Raw genomic sequence first — 12,862 nt, forward strand, 5'->3', positions numbered from 1 at the left:
GCGAGCCGGCCCTCTCCTAACGGTGCCGGGCCACTCGCCGGGCTACCCGGCGTGACCTGAACATCCCCGGAGCCGAAGTCGTCCGCCGCACCGTGCGTCGTGCGGTGCGGCGGGCCACGCGGCGTGATCCGAACATCTCTGCCTCCTCATGGCGTCGAGCCTGCTGTCTCCAGGTCGTGCAGTGCCTGGGCCTCTTCCGCGTTCACCAGGCCGAGCGCGACCAGGTCCAGGGGGCTGATAAAGCCGTCGGAGACGCGGTAGCCCTTGGCGCGGGCGACGGCGTCTCGTAGCGGCACGGCCCAGTGGTGCTCGATGAGCAGCAGGGCCGCCGCGCTGTCGTTGGGGATCTCGGCCAGCACGTCCCACGCGTCCGCGTCGCTGAACGGGTGGACGCCTCCCTTCTCCGCCGCCGACTCGGCTCCCCGGACCGCGCCTGCCAGCGCGCCCTCCTCCCCCGCGGCGCCGAGGCCGATCAGCGCGCCGATCTTGCTGCCCAGCTCGACCGCCTCTCCGGGCGTCAGGTTGCTCAGGTGTTCCACGGCGACGGCGCCCTGCGGGTCCTTGTGGACGGCGAGAGCGTCGATCACGCGGACGGTGTCCGTCTTGCGCAGCTTCTCCAGTTCGGCGACCACCTCACCGCGGAAGTCCGGGTGGGTGAAGCCGAGCACGATCAGTTGAATCGGCCCGATGGCCATACGACCCCTCCTTGTCTCGATCAGTCGTCCCATCGTCACGGCGCGCGGATCCCGGTCACCTCATCCGGCGCGGGTGGAACGCCAGGCGAGGGCGGTCACCAGCAGCTCGTAGACCACGAGCAGCACCACGATCGCCAGCAGGGCGGTCCAGGACGAGATGAGCAGCGCGAGCAGGACCGCCACGGCGACGCCGCCCACGCGCACGGCGTCGAGGTGGCGTGCGGTCCAGCTCGGGCCGTGCTCGGCGAGTGCCCGCCCGCCCGTCACGGCAGCGCGGCGGATCGCACGCCAGGCCGCGACGGTCCGGGCGCGCAGCCACGTCGGTCCTCGGCCGGGCCCGAGCAGGTACATCAGCAGGGCCAGCAGCGCGCCGGTCCAGATCATCTGCCAGCCGCGTGTGCGCAGCTGGCTGAAGACCGCCGTCACGACGTCCGCGGCGCCGTCGCGGTAAAGCCCTTCCGGCACGTTCTGGAGGATCTGCTGCCGGACCGCGCGCAGCGCCACCGTGATCGCCACTGCGGCCACGACCAGCCACAGGCCGAGCTGCAGCAGCGTGCGGCGGCGGCCTGGCGAGACGAGCAGTGCGACCCCGAGCAGCACAAGGGTGCCGAGCACGAACAGGACGAGACCTCGCTTGGCCGTCACCACGGCCTGCTGAGCCGCCCACAGCTGCCCGGAGTCGTAGACGGTGAACTGCGCGAAGTTCTCCGGCAGCGTGACGCCGAGCGAGTCCTGCACCCGGACGCGCAGATCCGCGGGGATCTCGCCGCTGCTGAGGTCCGGCAGCGAGAGCTGCTTGCCGAACAGGGTGGGCAGCTGCGCGCTGAGCGTCCGGAGCACCTCGTTGACCAACGGAAGCAGGTCGACCTCGACGCGGTCGGACTGGACGGCGACGACGTCGCTGTCTCCCTCGACGATGGCGAGTGCGCGGACGTGGGCACGGCGGTTGAGCTCGGTCCAGACGCGCTGGAACTGGTCGCTGCCCAGCACTTTCGCGGCCGTCGCGCGCACCGGGGCGTGCAGCTGGTTCGCCAGTGGGCCGGCGACGAACGCGGCCTGTTCGGGCAGCACGGCGCGCAGCCGCTGTTCGACGTCGACGGCCTCGAAGAGCTTGACCGTCGCGAAGTCCGCCACCGCCGCGGCGACCTCCGGGTCCTTGGGCAGGGGCGCGACCGTGGCGACCCATCGGTCGGTGTCGAGCGCGGTGCGCGCGCTCCAGATGCCCACGACGCTCATCACGAGCGCGAACGCCGTGACCGCGGTCAGGACGGCGGCACCGGTCCTGCGCAACGTCATCACCGTCGCCGCGCGCCGCTGCCGCCGGTCGAGCCGCGCCTGCAGCGCCTGCACCTCGGCCCGCAGGCGGGGCAGTTCGCCGAGGTCGTTCGTCATCCCGGTCATCGCGCCGCGCTCGCCGTCGTCCGCGGCAGGAAGAACGCCACCGCCATCCCGCCGAGCGCGATCAGCGCCAGCACGACCATTGCCAACGCGTACGCGCGTTCGGGTGTCCGGGTGATGCCGGCGACGAGGATGGTGCCCGCGATCGCGGCGCCGAGCGAGGACCCGAGGTTGGACACGCTGCGGGACAGGCCGGAGATCTCCCCCTGCAACGCGTCGGGGAAGCTCGACTGCACGACGTTCACCGAAGGGGTCAGCATGGCGCCGATGCCGAGCCCGATCAGGAAGAGGCCGGGCAGGAAGGTCCACACCTGCGGTGAGAGCGCGAGCAACGCCAGGAAGAGCGCGATGCCCGTGACGGTGACGGCGAAGCCGGTCAGCACGAGGCTGCGCTGGGCGTGCCGCCGCGCGAGGCGCTCGGCCGACAGCGACGCGAGCAGCACGCCCGCCGTCGCCGCTGTGAGGATCAGGCCCGTCTCGATCGCGTTGTAGCCGCGCACGACCTGCAGGTACGCCGAGACCACGAACGAGATGCCCATGAGCACGAGCCACTGCAGGTTCTGCGTGACCAGGCCGAGGTTCGAGGTGCGGCTGCGGAACAGCGCGGTCGACAGCAACGGTTCGACGCCCGCGCGTTCCTTGGCGCGCACCGAGTGGAAGAACCACACGAGCGTCAGGACCCCGGCGGCGAGGAGCCCCACCATCAGCCAGAGGTTGTTGTCCGCGGCGAGCACGCCCGACACGATCAGGACGAGTCCCGCCGACGACAGCACCGCGCCGCGGACGTCGAACGGGCGGGCAGGGTCCGGGGGCCGCGGATCCCGGACGTACTTGCGGCTCAGCACGAGGATCACCACGACCACCAGCGCCTGGAACAGGAAGGCCACCCTCCAGCTGAGCGCCGTCGTGATGAACCCGCCGATCAGCGGCCCGGTGGCGGCACCGATGCCCGCCATGCCGTTGATGGCGCCGAACGCGCGGGCCCGCGCGGTGACACCGGCGAACAGCATCGTCGCGAGGATGTAGACGGGCGGGATCAGCAGCGCCGTCCCGACTCCCTCGAGGATCGAGTTGCCCAGGATGAGAACGGGCAGGTTCGGCGAGAACGCGCTCAGCACGGCACCGACGCCGTAGACGGCGAGACCGGCGCTGAGACATCTCTTGCGGCCGTAGCGGTCGGTCAGCTTGCCGCCGGGGATCATCAGCGCCGCCATGACGAGCAGGAAGATCGTGATCGCGAGCTGGACGCCCTGGACGGTGGTGCCCAGGTCCTGACCTATGTCGTTGATCATCACGTTCATGTTGGAGCCGGCGAAGCTGCAGATGAACTGGGCGAGGGCAAGGGGGACGAGCACTCTGCGCAAGGCGTTGGAGTCCACCCACGCAGACTCCAGCGGCCGCGTCCGGGCCGCTTCACGCGCCGGGGATGAGGCACCGCGCCGGTACTCGCCCGCGCCGGGTGGTGCGGGGGCCACCACGGCGGTGTTGCGTCGCAAGTGGACCGGAGCCACCGGTTCCGTCACCGGGGAGGTGCGCGATGACCGGTCCAGTGGCCGCGAGGACCGCCAAGGGTCTCACCGCCCGCAAGGACGTGCCGCTCGAAGCGCACGGGCAGCCACCGCAGGACGGCGACCGGTTCGACCCGGTGAAGGTGCTGGCCGCGCAGGACGACGCGCGGGTGCCGGAGCTGGTGCCCATCCGGTACGGCCGGATGCTGGCCTCGCCGTTCGCGTTCTTCCGCGGCGCGGCGGCGGTGATGGCGGGCGACCTCGCCTCGACTCCGTGCTCCGGCCTGACCTGCCAGCTCAGCGGGGACGCGCACATCGGCAACTTCGGGGTCTTCGCCTCCCCGGAGCGGCGGCTCGTGTTCGACCTCAACGACTTCGACGAGACGCTGCCCGGTCCGTGGGAGTGGGACGTCAAGCGCCTCGCGGCCAGCCTGGCCGTCGCCGGACGCCAGAACGGGTTGGGGCGCAAGGCGAGGATGAACGTCGTGCGCGCCGCCGCCGGTCGGTACCGCACGGCGATGGCCCGCTTCGCGGAGCAGGGCGATCTCGCGGTGTGGTACACCCACGCCAGCGCGGAGGACGTGAAGAGCCTCCTCAAAGCGCACGCGGACAAGGCCAGGCAACAGCGTTTCGCGCGCGAGCAGGCGAAGGCACGTGCACGGGACAGCCTGCAGGCCTACCGCAAGCTGACCTCCGTCATCGGCGGGCGCCGCCGCATCAACGCCGACCCGCCTCTGCTCGTGCCGGTCGGTCACCTGATGCCCGACACGGAACGCGAGGACCTGGAGTTCCTCGTGCAGGACCTGCTCGCGGGCTACGCCGCCAGCCTGTCCCCCGACCGGCGCCACCTGCTGAGCGGGTTCCGGTTCGTCGACATGGCGCGCAAGGTCGTCGGCGTCGGCAGCGTCGGGACCCGGTGCTGGATCGTGCTGCTGCACGGACGCGACGAGGACGATCCGTTGCTGCTGCAGGTGAAGGAGGCGTCGCGGTCGGTCCTCGCGGACCACCTGCCCGGCCGGCCGCGCGCACGCCACGGCAGCGAGGGCGAGCGCGTCGTGACCGGGCAGCGGCTCATGCAGGCCGCCGGAGACATCTTCCTCGGCTGGGAGACCGCGGAGGGCATCGACGGGCTCACCCGGGACTTCTACGTCCGGCAGCTGCGCGACTGGAAGGGCTCTGCCTCGATCGAGACCATGGACGAGGCAGGCCTGCGGCTGTACGGCGCGCTGTGCGGGTGGACGCTGGCCCGAGCGCACGCGCGCACCGGTGACCGGATCGCGATGGCCGCGTACCTCTCCGACGGCAAGGCCTTCGACGTCGCGCTCGCCGAGTTCGCCGAGAGCTACGCGGACCGCAACGAACAGGACTACCGGCTCCTGGCCGAGGCGGCGCGGACCGGCCGCGTTCCCGTCCAGAGTGGACTGTGACGATTCCCCGAGGAGACCAAGAATGTGCCGATGGCTCGCGTACTCCGGCTCCCCCGTCCTGCTGGAGGAGCTCCTCTACGTCCCGGTGAACTCGCTCGTCACCCAGAGCAGGCACTCCCGGCTGGGGGTGGAGACCACCAACGGCGACGGCTTCGGCGTCGGCTGGTACGCGAACTCCCCGACACCGGGCCTGTTCCTCAGCACGGAACCCGCCTGGAACGACCGCAACCTGCGCGAGCTGGCGGCGCAGACCGTGGCCGGTGCCGTCTTCGCCCACGTCCGCGCGTCGACCGGCACGGCGGTCCAGCAGACCAACTGCCATCCCTTCCGGCACGGTCGCCGGCTGTGGATGCACAACGGGCTGATCGCCGCGTTCCCGGTGCTGCACCGGGAGCTCGCGCTGGCGGTGGATCCGTCGCTCTACGCCGACATCGAGGGATCGACCGACTCGGAGATCCTCTTCTTCCTCGCGCTCACCTTCGGCCTGAAGCAGGACCCGCCCGCCGCCGTCGCCCGCACCGTCGGCCTCGTCGAGACGATCGGCAGGAAGCACGGCGTGGCGCACCCGGTCCAGATGACGGTCGCCACGACCGACGGCGACACCCTCTGGGCCTTCCGCTACTCCAGCGAGGGCCGCTCGCGGAGCCTGTTCCACAGCACCGACATCACCACGTTGCGCCGGCAGTACCCGGACAACCCGACGCTGCACTCGCTGTCCCCCGACACCCGGCTCGTGGTGTCGGAACCGCTGGGCGACCTGCGCGGCGCCTGGCGGGAGGTGCCCGAGTCGACCTGTCTCGTCGCGCGCGGCGGCGTCGAGGAGCTCCGCCCGTTCCAGCCTCTCCACTGATCGCACCGGCTTCGCCCGCCACGGGTGATGCGGCGGGGACAGCCCGCCCGGAGGGTTGTGCCGCACGTCCCAGGACGAAGGAGAGGAACCACGATGATGGAACCCGCACCCGTGGTGGCCGGCGTCGACGGCTCGTCGTCAGCGCTCGCCGCGGTCATGTGGGCCGCCGACGAGTGCGCCCGGCGCGACGCCCCGCTGCGGCTGGTGCACGCGTTCTCGCTGCCCGCCGGAGGACACCTCCCGTCCGCCGGCACGGGTGACGACGTCCGGCGTGCGGGCGAGGCGTGCCTGACCGAGGCCACCGTGGCCGCCCGCGCCGCAGGGCCGGAGGTGGAGATCTCGGCGGAACCGCTCAGCGGTGGCGCGACGAGCCTGCTGATCGAGGAGTCCCGGCACGCGCGGCTGCTGGTGCTCGGGGCGCACGGCATGGGCAACGTCCGCGGCCTGCTGGTCGGGTCGACGGCGGCCGCACTCGCCTCGCACGGGCAGTGCCCGCTGGTGGTCGTGCGCGGTCTCGCGGCGATCGACGGCCCGATCGTGGTGGGCCACGACGGCTCCCCGACGAGCGAGGCCGCGCTGGCGTACGCCTTCGAAGCGGCGTCGCTGCGCGGCGCCCGGCTCACCGTCGTCCTGTGCCAGCCGGGTTTCACCGTGGAAAGCGCCTACCGCACGGCGCGGTTCGCCGCGGCCAGGGACGCGGCCGACGGAGACGACCGCGAGGTGGTCGCCCGGTGGCAGGCCCGGTACCCGGAGGTGCGGGTGGAGCGGGCCCTGCCGCAGGACCGTCCGGTGCGGGCGCTCATGAGGTACGGCGCCGAGGCGCAGCTCCTGGTGGTGGGCAGTCATGGGCGCGGCGGGTTCGACGGCATGTTGCTCGGCTCGACGAGCCAGGCACTCGTCTCGCACGCGCCGTGCCCGTTGGTGATCGTGACGTCGGAGAGCCGGCGCGGGCCCGTCCGGGTCTGCCGGGAACGCGTCACGGGGTGACCGGGTGAACCAGACCGGGCCCGCCCGTCCCGCCGGCCGCGAGCCACGTCGTGGTGCTCTTGTGAGCGTCGTCGATCAGCTCGCGGGACCGGCTGAAGTCCGCGGGTGAGACGGTCAGCGGGCACAACGGCGGCACCACGCGGAGGTCGACGGTGTCCCGGTAGCGTTCGACGTCCAGCGCGAGCCGGTGGTTCACCAGCAACGTCAACGCGTGCAGCGCCATCGCCAGGGCGCTGCGCGGTGGCCGTTCGAGGTCGCACGCGTAGCCGGTAGGCAGCACCCACACCCGGTCGGCGCCGAGCGCCACCGCGTGCGACACGGGGTTGTTGTTCACCGCGCCGCCGTCCATCAGGTACCTGCCCCCGAGCGAGACCGGCGGGAACACCGCCGGAATCGCGGTGCTCGCCATCAGCGCGTCCACCGCGTCGCCTTGGGAGAGCAGCACCTCCTCTCCGGACAACACGTCCGTCGCGCCGACGTGCGCGGGCACCGGCGTGTTCTCGAGCGTGGTGCCGGAGAGGTGGGCCCGCAGCAGGCGGCGCAGCGCCGTGCTGGGCACGAGGTGGTCGCTCAGCCCGAGCACACCGAGGAGGCCGCGCACCGGCCGGACCGGGAAGACGTCGTTGCGGGACAACGACGTCCACAGGTCCGTGAGGGCGCGAACCCCCTCGGGTCCCGGGTGGGTCGCGTACCAGACCCCGTTCACGGCACCGACCGAGGTGCCGACCACCAGGTCGGGCTCGATGCCCTCGTCCGCGAGCGCCGAGAGCATGCCCACCTCGACCGCGCCGAGACTGCCGCCGCCGGCCAACACGAACGCGGTCTTCACCGCCCCATTCTGCCGCCGGCCGCTCCGGCTCACGAGGGGCCAGTTCCCCGGACGTCGTCCGCGGCCGAACCACCCGCGCCGGGTGACCCGCCGGGCGGCTCCCGCCACCAGCCTGGTGATCACCTGGTGTGCCGAGCGAAAGGCGGAACGACGTGGGCGGTGCGGAAAAGGAGAGGCTGCGCGAGGCCGACGAGTGGCGGCGCTGGGGGCCGTATCTCGGGGAACGGCAGTGGGGCACGGTGCGGGAGGCGTCGAGCGGTGACGACGCGTGGACGTCGTTCACCCACGACCAGGCGCGCTACCGCGCCTACCGCTGGGGCGAGGACGGGCTCGCGGGCTTCTGCGACGACCGGCAGCGGGTGTGCCTGGCACTGGCGCTGTGGAACGGGGCCGACCCGATGCTCAAGGAACGGCTGTTCGGCCTGACCAACGGAGAGGGAAACCACGGCGAGGACGTCAAGGAGTGCTACTTCTACCTCGACGCCACGCCGACCTCGTCGTACCAGCGGATGCTCTACAAGTACCCGCAGCGGGCCTTCCCCTACGAGGACCTGGTCGCCACCAACGGGCAGCGCGGCCGTGACGAGCCGGAGTACGAGCTCCTCGACACCGGTGTCTTCGACGACAACCGCTACTTCGACGTGGTCGTGGAGTACGCCAAGGCGGCACCCGACGACGTCCTGATGCGGGTCACCGCGCACAACCGCGGGCCGGACGAGGCCACGCTGCACCTGTTGCCGACGCTGTGGTTCCGGCACACGTGGTCGTGGGCGGGCACCACCGAACCCTCCCTGCACACGCTGGGCACGAGCACGGTGCGGGCCTCGCACCCCGAGCTCGGGGTGTGGTGGTGGTACGTCGAGCAGCAGGTACCACTTCTGGTGACCGGGAACGAGACGGACGACGAACGCGTGTTCGCCGTTCCCAACGCCAGCCCGTACGTCAAGGACGGCGTCGAACGCGCGGTGCTGCGCGGAGACCTCGAAGCGCTCGCACCCGACGGGGTGGGGACGAAGGCCGCCGCTCACCACGTGCTCAGGATTCCCGCCGGGGGCAGCAGGACCGTCCGCGTGCGGTTCACGGCCACCGCCACGGACCACCCCTTCGCCGGGTTCGACGGGGTGATCTCGGCCCGTCGCGAGGAGGCCGACGACTTCTACGACGAGGTGCTGGGCGGCGACCCGGCGAGCGACGAGCGGCTCGTGTGCCGGCAGGCGCTGGCCGGGCTGCTGTGGTCGCGGCAGTACTACGGGCTCGACGTCGAACGCTGGCTCACCGAACGCGGCGCGGACCCGCTCGGGACGCCGACCGGTCTGTCCAATGAGGACTGGCGACATCTCGTGGCCGGGGACGTGGTCGTCATGCCGGACAAGTGGGAGTACCCGTGGTTCGCCGCGTGGGACCTCGCGTTCCACGCGGTGCCGCTCGCGGTGGTCGACCCCGCGGCCGCCAAACGGCAGGTGGAGGTGCTGCTCGGCCGTCGCTACCTGCACCCGGACGGGCAGATGCCGGCCTACGAGTGGAACTTCTCCGACGTCAACCCGCCGGTGCACGCCTGGGCGGCGTGGTTCGTCTACCAGTACGACCGCGACACCACCGGGATCGGTGACCGGGCGTTCCTCAAGCGCGTGTTCCCGCCTCTCCTGCGCAACTTCGGCTGGTGGCTCAACCGCAAGGACGCCGACGGCCGCAACCTGTTCCAGGGCGGTTTCCTCGGGCTGGACAACATCGGCGTGTTCGACCGCAACGCGCCGTTGCCGACCGGTGGGCGGATCGACCAGGCGGACGGTACGGCGTGGATGGCGCTGTTCTGCCAGAACCTCCTGCAGATCGCGCTCGAACTGGCCCGCGAGGACTCGTCCTACCTGGAGCACGCCGCGACGTTGCTGGAGAACCTCGCGTGGATCGCGGCGGCGACCAACCACGTCGGCACCGGGCTGTGGGACGAGGAGGACGGCTTCTTCCACGACGTGCTGCGGCGTCCGGACGGCACGTCCACACCGTTGCGCGTCCGGTCGGCCGTCGGGCTGATCCCGCTCGCCGCCGCGACCGTGGTGGGTGCCGAGCTGCGGCGGGACCACCCCGGGCTCGTCGGCGGGATGCGGGAGTTCCTGGACCGGCATCCGGCGGTGCGGGCCGCGCTGTGGGGCCACGGCGCGCAGACCGACGCCGACGGGCCGGTGCTGTTCGCGCTGTTCGACGAGAGCCGCCTGCGCCGCATCCTCTCCAGGGTGCTCGACGAACGCGAGTTCCTGGGGCCGCACGGGATCCGGTCGCTGTCGAAGTGGCACGCCGAGCACCCCTACGTGCTGGCGGTGGACGGCGCCGAGCACCGCGTCGGGTACCAGCCGGCCGAGTCGGACAGCGCCATGTTCGGCGGCAACTCCAACTGGCGCGGCCCGGTGTGGTTCCCGATCAACGCGATGGTCGTCCGCGCGCTGCTGCACCTGCACACCTACTACGGCGACGGGTTCACCGTCGAATGCCCGACCGGATCAGGGCAGCACCTCACCCTCGAAGAGGTGGCGCGCGAGATCGGCGACAGGCTGCTCTCGACGTTCCTGCTCGACCGGGACGGGCGCCGTCCGGTCCACGGTGGACAGACGCGGTACCGGGACGACCCGCACTGGCGGGACCTGCCGCTGTTCTACGAGTACTTCCACGGCGACAACGGAGCGGGCATCGGCGCGAGCCACCAGACCGGCTGGACGGCGCTCGTGGCGCTGCTCACCCGGCTGCCCGCGAGGGAGGGTGTGCGATGAGCGGATGGCCGGACAAGCCCGTCATCTACGAGGTCAACACAGCGGTGTGGCTGGGCGAGCTCTCCCGGGCCGCCGGACGGCCCGTCACGCTCGCCGACGTGCCCGCCGCGGCCTGGCAGGCCGTGACACCGGCCGGCGTCGACGCGGTGTGGCTCATGGGCGTCTGGGAGCGCAGCGTGACGGGGCTGGCGCTCGCCAACGCGCGGACCGGGTTGCGGGCCTCGTTCCACGCCGCGCTCCCGGACCTGCGGCCGCAGGACGTGAGCGGGTCGCCCTACTGCGTGCGGCGCTACGTCGTGGCCGAGGAGTTCGGCGGCGACGAGGCGCTCGCGAAGGCACGGGCGGAGCTCGCGTCGCGCGGGGTGCGGCTGGTGCTCGACCACGTGCCGAACCACGTGGCACCGGACCACCCGTGGGTGACCGGCCACCCGGAGCTCTTCGTCCGCGGCGAGGTGGACGACTACGCGGAGAACCCCGAGCACTGGCTCGCGATCGGCGAGCACATCTTCGCGCGCGGCAGGGACCCGTACTTCCCGCCGTGGCCGGACGTCGTGCAGCTCGACGCCTTCTCCCCCGCGCTGCGCAGCGCGACGGTGAAGACGCTCGCCGGCATCGCGGCCCGCTGCGACGGCATCCGGTGCGACATGGCGATGCTGATGACCAACGACGTCTTCGCGCGCACCTGGGGCCGCGAGGCGCCGGAGCGCGAGTTCTGGCCCGAGGTCATCGGCGCCCTGCGCGAGCGGCACGCGGACACCGTGCTCATCGCCGAGGCATACTGGGACATGGAGTGGACGTTGCAGCAGCAGGGTTTCGCCTTCTGCTACGACAAACGCCTCTACGACCGGCTCGTCTCGCGCGACGTGGAAGCGGTGCGCGCGCACCTGCGCGCGGATCCCGACTACCAGGCGGGACTGGTGCGGTTCCTGGAGAACCAGGACGAGCCGCGGCTCGCCGCCACGCTCCCACCGGACGCCGCCAAGGCGGCCGCCGTCGTCGTCGCCACGCTGCCGGGCGCGACGCTGTGGCACGAGGGCCAGTTCGAGGGCAGGACGGTCCGGCCGCCGGTGTTCCTCGCCCGCCGCCCGCACGAATATCCCGACCACGACCTCGCCGTCTGGTACCGGCACCTGCTCGCGGCGGTGCGCGACCACGGGCTCCGGCTCGGCGAGTGGTTCCTGCTCGACACCGAGGGCTGGCCGGACAACCAGTCGCACCGCTCGCTTCTCGCGTGGGAATGGGTCGAGGTCGGCGGGTGCCGGCACGTCGTCGTGGTCAACTTCTCCGACGCCCCCGCACAGGGCCGGGTCCCGCTCGACTGGGAGCCGCGGTGCTGGCGGTTCACCGACCTGCTCGGCGGCGAGGTCTTCGACCGCGACCTCACCGCCGAGGGGCTCTTCGTGTCACTGCCCGCGTGGGGTTTCCACGTGTTGTCGGCGATGTGACCGGGTCCGCGCGCGGAGCAGGGCGGCAGCCCAGCCCGCGCGCGGGTCCGCGTCGACCAGCAGCACCTTCACCAGCACGGTCAGCGGCACCGCCAGCAGCGCGCCCAGCGGTCCGAGCACCCACGCCCAGAACGCCAGCGACAGGAACGTCGTGGTCGTCGACAGCCCGGCGGCGTCGCCGGTGTAGCGGGGTTGCACCAGTGACTGCACCACGAAGTTCAGCAGCCCGTACACGGCCAGCACCGCGAGTGCCTGGCGCGGCCCCTGCTGCAGCAGCGCGAGCGCGGCGGGCGGCAGCACCCCGAGCAGGAACCCGACGTTGGGGACGTAGTTGGTGACGAAGGACAACACGCCCCACAGCAGGGCGAGCGGAACGCCGATCACCGTGAGCGCCACCGTGTCGAGCACCGCCACCACCGCACCGAACACCGTCGTCACCAGCAGGTAGCGCCGGGTGCGGCGGGCGAACTCCCGCAACGCCGCGGTCATGTGCGGCCGCTGCGCCGCGATCTCCGCCAGCCTGCTGTCGGTCCAGTGCACCTCGACGCCGAGGAAGAGCAGCAGCGCCAGCAGGAACACCAGGCTCGTGGTGAGCCCGGTGAGGTCGGTGAGCAGTCCCGCGAGCGAGGCGAGCACCTTGCCCCGGTCCAGTCCGGCGATCACGTGCTCCGCCTGCCGCACCAAGGGGTGGTCCGCGTACTCGGGCAACATGGCGGCGAGTCGCACGGCCGACACCACCACCGTCACCGCGATCACCGCCAGCACCGCGTACACGAGCACCACGACGGCCGTGGTCGCGAGCCACGACGGCGCGCCGCGGCCGCGCAGCCACCGGTGCGCGGGGCTGATCGCGATCACGATCAGCCCCGCCAGCACGGTGGGCGCCACCAGCCACGCGACCGCCTTCACACCGGCGACCACGACCACCGCCGACGCGGCGCCGACCAGAATCGTCAACGCA

At 72.1% G+C, this 12,862-nt stretch carries 10 protein-coding genes; 5 read left to right on the top strand and 5 right to left on the bottom strand.

What is annotated here, in order from left to right; translation table 11 throughout:
• Positions 1–146: 146 nt before the first annotated feature.
• From ORI60_RS00935 to ORI60_RS00945, 3 genes are read right to left on the bottom strand one after another with little or no spacing between them, the layout of a single operon-like run.
• A complete protein-coding gene (locus tag ORI60_RS00935; RefSeq protein WP_266032806.1) occupies positions 147–695 on the bottom strand; it encodes a hypothetical protein in 549 nt (182 codons plus the stop codon).
• A gap of 60 nt (positions 696–755) precedes the next feature.
• The gene (locus ORI60_RS00940; RefSeq protein WP_266032809.1) at positions 756–2,087 is read right to left on the bottom strand and encodes a hypothetical protein; all 1,332 of its coding nucleotides are present in this window, start codon (positions 2,085–2,087) and stop codon (positions 756–758) included.
• 5 nt (positions 2,088–2,092) lie between these two features.
• On the bottom strand, positions 2,093–3,472 hold the full coding sequence (locus ORI60_RS00945; protein WP_266032812.1) for an MFS transporter: 1,380 nt from the start codon (positions 3,470–3,472) through the stop codon (positions 2,093–2,095).
• A 158-nt stretch (positions 3,473–3,630) separates the two neighbouring features.
• Between ORI60_RS00945 and ORI60_RS00950 the strand changes: the two genes are divergently transcribed.
• The 3 genes from ORI60_RS00950 to ORI60_RS00960 all read left to right on the top strand — a co-directional run bounded on the left by ORI60_RS00950 (position 3,631) and on the right by ORI60_RS00960 (position 6,865).
• Positions 3,631–5,028: a DUF2252 domain-containing protein gene (locus ORI60_RS00950; protein WP_266032815.1), complete on the top strand. Its 1,398-nt coding sequence runs from the start codon at positions 3,631–3,633 to the stop codon at positions 5,026–5,028.
• 22 nt (positions 5,029–5,050) lie between these two features.
• Complete coding sequence (locus ORI60_RS00955; RefSeq protein WP_266032817.1) at positions 5,051–5,878, top strand: class II glutamine amidotransferase; 828 nt, start codon at positions 5,051–5,053, stop codon at positions 5,876–5,878.
• A gap of 93 nt (positions 5,879–5,971) precedes the next feature.
• Positions 5,972–6,865, top strand: a complete 894-nt coding sequence (locus ORI60_RS00960) for a universal stress protein (protein WP_266032820.1) — start codon at positions 5,972–5,974, stop codon at positions 6,863–6,865.
• Here the strand turns inward: ORI60_RS00960 and ORI60_RS00965 are convergent.
• Positions 6,855–7,694, bottom strand: coding sequence for a patatin-like phospholipase family protein (locus ORI60_RS00965; protein ID WP_266032823.1), 840 nt, complete (start codon positions 7,692–7,694; stop codon positions 6,855–6,857). The two genes, ORI60_RS00960 and ORI60_RS00965, sit on opposite strands and share 11 nt — an antisense overlap.
• Positions 7,695–7,846: 152 nt before the next feature.
• Here ORI60_RS00965 and ORI60_RS00970 point away from each other — a divergent pair, with 152 nt between their 5' ends.
• Positions 7,847–10,456: an MGH1-like glycoside hydrolase domain-containing protein gene (locus ORI60_RS00970; protein ID WP_266032826.1), complete on the top strand. Its 2,610-nt coding sequence runs from the start codon at positions 7,847–7,849 to the stop codon at positions 10,454–10,456.
• Complete coding sequence (locus ORI60_RS00975) at positions 10,453–11,901, top strand: alpha-amylase family glycosyl hydrolase (protein ID WP_266032829.1); 1,449 nt, start codon at positions 10,453–10,455, stop codon at positions 11,899–11,901. Before ORI60_RS00970 ends, ORI60_RS00975 begins: the two co-directional genes overlap by 4 nt.
• Here the strand turns inward: ORI60_RS00975 and ORI60_RS00980 are convergent.
• Positions 11,860–12,858, bottom strand: a complete 999-nt coding sequence (locus tag ORI60_RS00980; protein WP_266032832.1) for an AI-2E family transporter — start codon at positions 12,856–12,858, stop codon at positions 11,860–11,862. The two genes, ORI60_RS00975 and ORI60_RS00980, sit on opposite strands and share 42 nt — an antisense overlap.
• Positions 12,859–12,862 lie beyond the last annotated feature (4 nt).

It is taken from the genome of Lentzea sp. NEAU-D7 (genome assembly GCF_026242055.1).
Lineage (GTDB): Bacteria > Actinomycetota > Actinomycetes > Mycobacteriales > Pseudonocardiaceae > Lentzea.